This is a genomic window from Nostoc sp. NOS(2021), from assembly GCF_017115025.1.
Classification (GTDB): domain Bacteria; phylum Cyanobacteriota; class Cyanobacteriia; order Cyanobacteriales; family Nostocaceae; genus Nostoc.
In genome coordinates this window covers 1-4,248 of sequence record NZ_JABXKM010000288.1, presented here as the reverse complement: position 1 = coordinate 4,248, position 4,248 = coordinate 1, and the positions used below count along the sequence as shown (strand labels likewise).

Genomic DNA, 4,248 nt, shown 5'->3' with positions numbered 1-4,248 from the left:
CCCCAATCCCTAGCCTTCCTGCGGGTTGCGGTAGCCAAAAAAGTTAATACTGTAGTCAGTAATCCGCACTCCTGTTTGTTCTTCAATTTTGCGGATCAAATCTTCTGGTAGTTCCACATGAACATCGAGAATTTGATTTGTATCTATACAGTTGACATGACTGTGAGAGTCACTGATATTGCCGTACAAACGCCCATCACAACGTTCAATACACTCAATTATGCCTTGACTGGATAATGCTTCTAAATTTTGATAAACAGAGGTATGACCGATCTCTTTGCCTTGTAGGTTCAAGCGATCATAAATCTCTCTAGCGGCAAGGTGTTCATTTGCTTGCCAAAGTAATTCCAGAATAAAGCGACGCTGACGACTGACGCGCATACCCAGGATTTGACACCGATCAAGCGCATCTTCTAGAGAACGAATTGGTCTTGTAGAAATTGTTTGTTTTTGCATATTACAGCTTGTTAACTGTTGAGGGAATTTTCCCATCTAAATGTTTATTGGTTATTTAATATATGCAATGATATTGCACACCGCTCTTTTACCTGTACTTGTGTTTTGGCTTTTGATGCTGCGGAAGTGACAGGTGGCGATAATGATTTTTTTGCTTGTTGACGGTTAATTTTCTCAGACCTTAATCTAAAACAAACTCATTACAACTTTAACTTAAAATTGCTGTAAATGTCCACCTTGGAGCAGGGGTTGCCTTTACCAAGTAGGCTAATTCTAATGGCATACCATCTTAATCGTGTAGTAATTTTTTAGTTAGATGTGAGTATTGTTGCAATTAGGAAAGTAACATTTAAGTGTAGCAAAATCCGGTGTACGTGAGTGGCGTAGGCTAGCAAGAACCGCAGGCATCGCCAGTGGCTGATATCAAAGCTAGCAACTAGATGTATATTTGTTATAACCAGCGAAAATTAAGCAAAAGTATCAAATAAATTTGAGAAGGTCAGACTTATTTATAGACCTTGTATAGGTTGACCAAATTATCAACAAAAAAGTATCAGTAAATACTAATTGATTTGTGAAGAAGACTTTGTGCTAGTAAAGGTCAATCTAGCGTCAATCCCTGAAAGCTGCTACTGTAGATTCTCGATCCTAAAGTTGAGCATCAAGAAAGTGGCTGCTGAATCAATGACAATCGCGATCGCACTCAATAATGACTTTATTAACAATCTGGATTTGTCGCCTGCGTCAACGGTGATTGAACAACTGCTGCAAGATGGGGTTGCGTCCCATGAACAGCAGCTACGCTTTGATATCAATTACGATCTCGAACCTGGTGATCCACGGGAACTCTCAGAAATTCCAGAGGTGCGGTTATGGTTTGTGCGTCTAGATGCCAAATATCCTTGGTTGCCATTTTTACTCGATTGGAAAGCTGGAGAGTTTGCTCGTTATGCCGCTATGCTTGTACCACACCAGTTCAGTTCTCAAGAAGGCATTCAGTACAATCCTGAAGCCTTAGAAATATTTTTGATGCACAAAATCTTTATTTTAGGTGATTGGCTCAAACAGCAGGACATCTCCAGCCTATCGCGGCTGAAGTCTATGGCCCAAATGCTGGGTTATGAATTAGATGATGCTTTTTTTGGGATATTTTAATAATCAGAATTCAGGATTCAGGATTCAGAATTCAGTATGAATTTTGTGCGATGGTTACTGAGCTTGTCCAAGTACTGTTGGATAGCGCAGCATCTGGTAGAAAGCGTCTTGATTCTGACTTCTGTATTCTTCTTTAATACTGAATAACCGCAAAATCTAGCTGTCACGCCCAGGTTTTGCGGTCATTCAACAAACGCATAACTACATTGGATATCCAATAGACTGATTGCAAAAATTGGGGCAAACTGCTGGTTTAGCCACCCCAAATTTTCTCTAAAACTGCGTTTGGTGAAACATCCGCCGTTTTTCCCGTGGGGGATTCAATGGCCAGGAATTTATCGTTTTTCGGCAATAACTTAGCTGGATCAGTTGGCCCAAATAGGGCGATGGTATAGGTTTGAACTGCAACACTCAGTTGTAGTGCCGCACTATCAGTAGACAACATCAAATTTGCCCCAGCAATTATGGCAGTTAACTTGCCAATATCATCTGGGGCAGTCACCTTGATATCTGGAGAGAAGTCCAGAAGCGATCGCACAAACTGCTCATCATCAGACCCCTTAATCACCACCACAGGCAGATCCGGCTGCTTTTGTTGGAAGTTTTGAATAATTTGCTGCCACTTTTCGACAGGGTAGATTTTATCCAGTTCTTTAGCCTGGGATAACTGGCCAGAACCGCCATGAATCAAGATATAGCCTGTTTCATGAACCCCTAAGCGTTTTTGTTCCTTCTGTGCCCACTCAATATCTGGTTTTGGTACATTTACTGCTAACTCTGGGACAGGGCTATTTATTCCCAATGGTTGCAGCAAATCGTGATACAATTCCGCCGCATATTGGGATGGTTTAAACGGCACAGCGTGGGTAAGAAAAACCGAGCCTTTGCCTTGGTAGCCAATGCGTACAGGAATTCCCGTCAACCAGAGTAAAAGACCCACCAACCAATTTTGCTTAACAGCAATGGCAACATCGTATTCGCGATCGCGAATTGTGCCCACCAAATTACCCCAATCTGCCAGACTATTACGGTCTTGGAAATCAAAGGTCAGTACCTCGTGAACTGACTTGCTCACTCGGTAGGCAGCCTTTGACCGGGGTTCAACAACGACATCTATCTGAGCGTTAGGGTAATGGCGCTTCAGGTCATCGAGAGTCGGAAAGAAGAGAATTTGGTCGCCAATTCCGCCAGGTACAAGGGCTACTACTCGCATAATATTTATTGACGCTTACTCGCTCCCTATTTTAGGGGAAAATATATAGCTTAAAGATTGAGGAATTCTGTGTATTTACTAATTCCAGCTGCGGGAATGGGAAAAAGAATGGGGAGTAACCGCAATAAACTCCTACTAGTCGTGCGATCGCAACCAATTATTGCTTGGACTCTATTAGCCGCAGAAGCCGCCAGTACAATCAGTTGGATCGGGATTATTTCCCAACCTGCTGACTGGTCTGACTTTAAAGCAATTATCGCCGATCTGAAGCTGACTAAACCAGTGGAATTGATTCAAGGTGGCTCCACCCGCCAAGAATCTGTTTACAATGGCTTGCAGGCTTTGCCAGTAGCCGCAGAACAAGTCTTGATTCACGATGGCGCTAGGTGTCTGGCCACACCAGATTTATTTAACTCGTGTGCCGAGGCGATTCGCCACTGTCCCGGTTTAATTGCTGGTGTACCGGTCAAAGACACCATCAAAATTGTTGATGAACAAGGCATAATTCAAAAAACACCCGACAGACGACAACTATGGGCGGCACAAACTCCCCAAGGATTTGATGTCAAGTTGTTGAAACAGTGCCATGCTGAAGGTGTCCGTCAAGGTTGGGAAGTAACTGACGACGCCGCTTTATTTGAAAAGTGCGGCATCGAAGTCCGAATTGTTGAGGGAGAGGAGACAAATTTAAAAGTGACTACTCCCCAAGATTTAGCGATCGCAGAATTTATTCTCACAACTAGAGGCTTTTGAGGAAAATGATTCCCCAATGCCCCATGCCCAATTTGATAGTTTCAAACAATATTTTGACAATTTACGATATAATCCCACACACTTGTTGATTGTTAGTTGTCATCTGCTAATGACCAATGACTAATGACCAATGACTAATAACTAAATGATTACAGCCACAGCGACGAAGATAGAAGCAATTCTCTATTTAAAGGGTAAACCCTTGTCGCTCGGCGAAATCGCCGAGTATGCCGCGTGCGATCGCGCCACTGTCAAAGAAGGGATAATTGAACTAATGGACAACTATGCCCACCGAGATAGCGCCTTAGAGGTAATAGAAACCCCAGATGGTTATAGTTTGCAACTACGGTCTGACTTTCACGATTTGGTGCAAACTATGATACCAGTAGAATTGGGTGTAGGTGCATTGCGGACTTTGGCAGCGATCGCCCTTAATAATCCCATACTCCAGAGCGACTTGATTAACCTGCGCGGTTCAGGAGTATATCAGCACGTTCCAGAACTCGTCGAACTTGGTTTCATCCGCAAGCGCCGAGACAGCGATTCTCGCTCCTACTCACTCCAAGTAACCCCGAAATTTCATCAGTATTTTCAAATCGAACAACTCCCGCAAATACTTTCCACCAGCCAGAAGGAAGAACAACTAGAACTAGAACTAGAACTAAAGGGAG

The 4,248-nt window shown here is 43.1% G+C and carries 5 protein-coding genes; 3 read left to right on the top strand and 2 right to left on the bottom strand.

Features of this window, described 5'->3' with window-relative positions; genetic code table 11:
* Window positions 1-9 precede the first annotated feature (9 nt).
* The gene (locus tag HWQ41_RS28340; RefSeq protein WP_292770506.1) at window positions 10-456 is read right to left on the bottom strand and encodes a Fur family transcriptional regulator; all 447 of its coding nucleotides are present in this window, start codon (window positions 454-456) and stop codon (window positions 10-12) included.
* A gap of 684 nt (window positions 457-1,140) precedes the next feature.
* On the opposite strand from HWQ41_RS28340, the gene HWQ41_RS28335 reads away from it, so the two are divergent.
* Window positions 1,141-1,611, top strand: a complete 471-nt coding sequence (locus tag HWQ41_RS28335; protein ID WP_292770508.1) for a CRR6 family NdhI maturation factor — start codon at window positions 1,141-1,143, stop codon at window positions 1,609-1,611.
* A 253-nt stretch (window positions 1,612-1,864) separates the two neighbouring features.
* Here the strand turns inward: HWQ41_RS28335 and HWQ41_RS28330 are convergent, their stop codons facing one another.
* A complete protein-coding gene (locus HWQ41_RS28330) occupies window positions 1,865-2,824 on the bottom strand; it encodes a glycosyltransferase family 9 protein (RefSeq protein ID WP_292770505.1) in 960 nt (319 codons plus the stop codon).
* Window positions 2,825-2,893: 69 nt separating this feature from the next.
* On the opposite strand from HWQ41_RS28330, the gene ispD reads away from it, so the two are divergent.
* Window positions 2,894-3,577 carry a 2-C-methyl-D-erythritol 4-phosphate cytidylyltransferase gene (gene ispD, locus HWQ41_RS28325; protein WP_292770503.1) on the top strand — a complete coding sequence of 228 codons (684 nt, stop codon included), beginning with the start codon at window positions 2,894-2,896 and terminating at the stop codon, window positions 3,575-3,577.
* 145 nt (window positions 3,578-3,722) lie between these two features.
* Window positions 3,723-4,248, top strand: a 526-nt coding sequence (gene scpB / locus HWQ41_RS28320; RefSeq protein ID WP_292770501.1) for an SMC-Scp complex subunit ScpB, incomplete at its 3' end; no start/stop codon positions are given.

Coding starts and splice junctions, on each gene's coding strand:
- HWQ41_RS28340 (WP_292770506.1), bottom strand. CDS start 456: ATGCAAAAACAAACAATTTCTACAAGACCAATTCGTTCTCTAGAAGAT.
- HWQ41_RS28335 (WP_292770508.1), top strand. CDS start 1,141: ATGACAATCGCGATCGCACTCAATAATGACTTTATTAACAATCTGGAT.
- HWQ41_RS28330 (WP_292770505.1), bottom strand. CDS start 2,824: ATGCGAGTAGTAGCCCTTGTACCTGGCGGAATTGGCGACCAAATTCTC.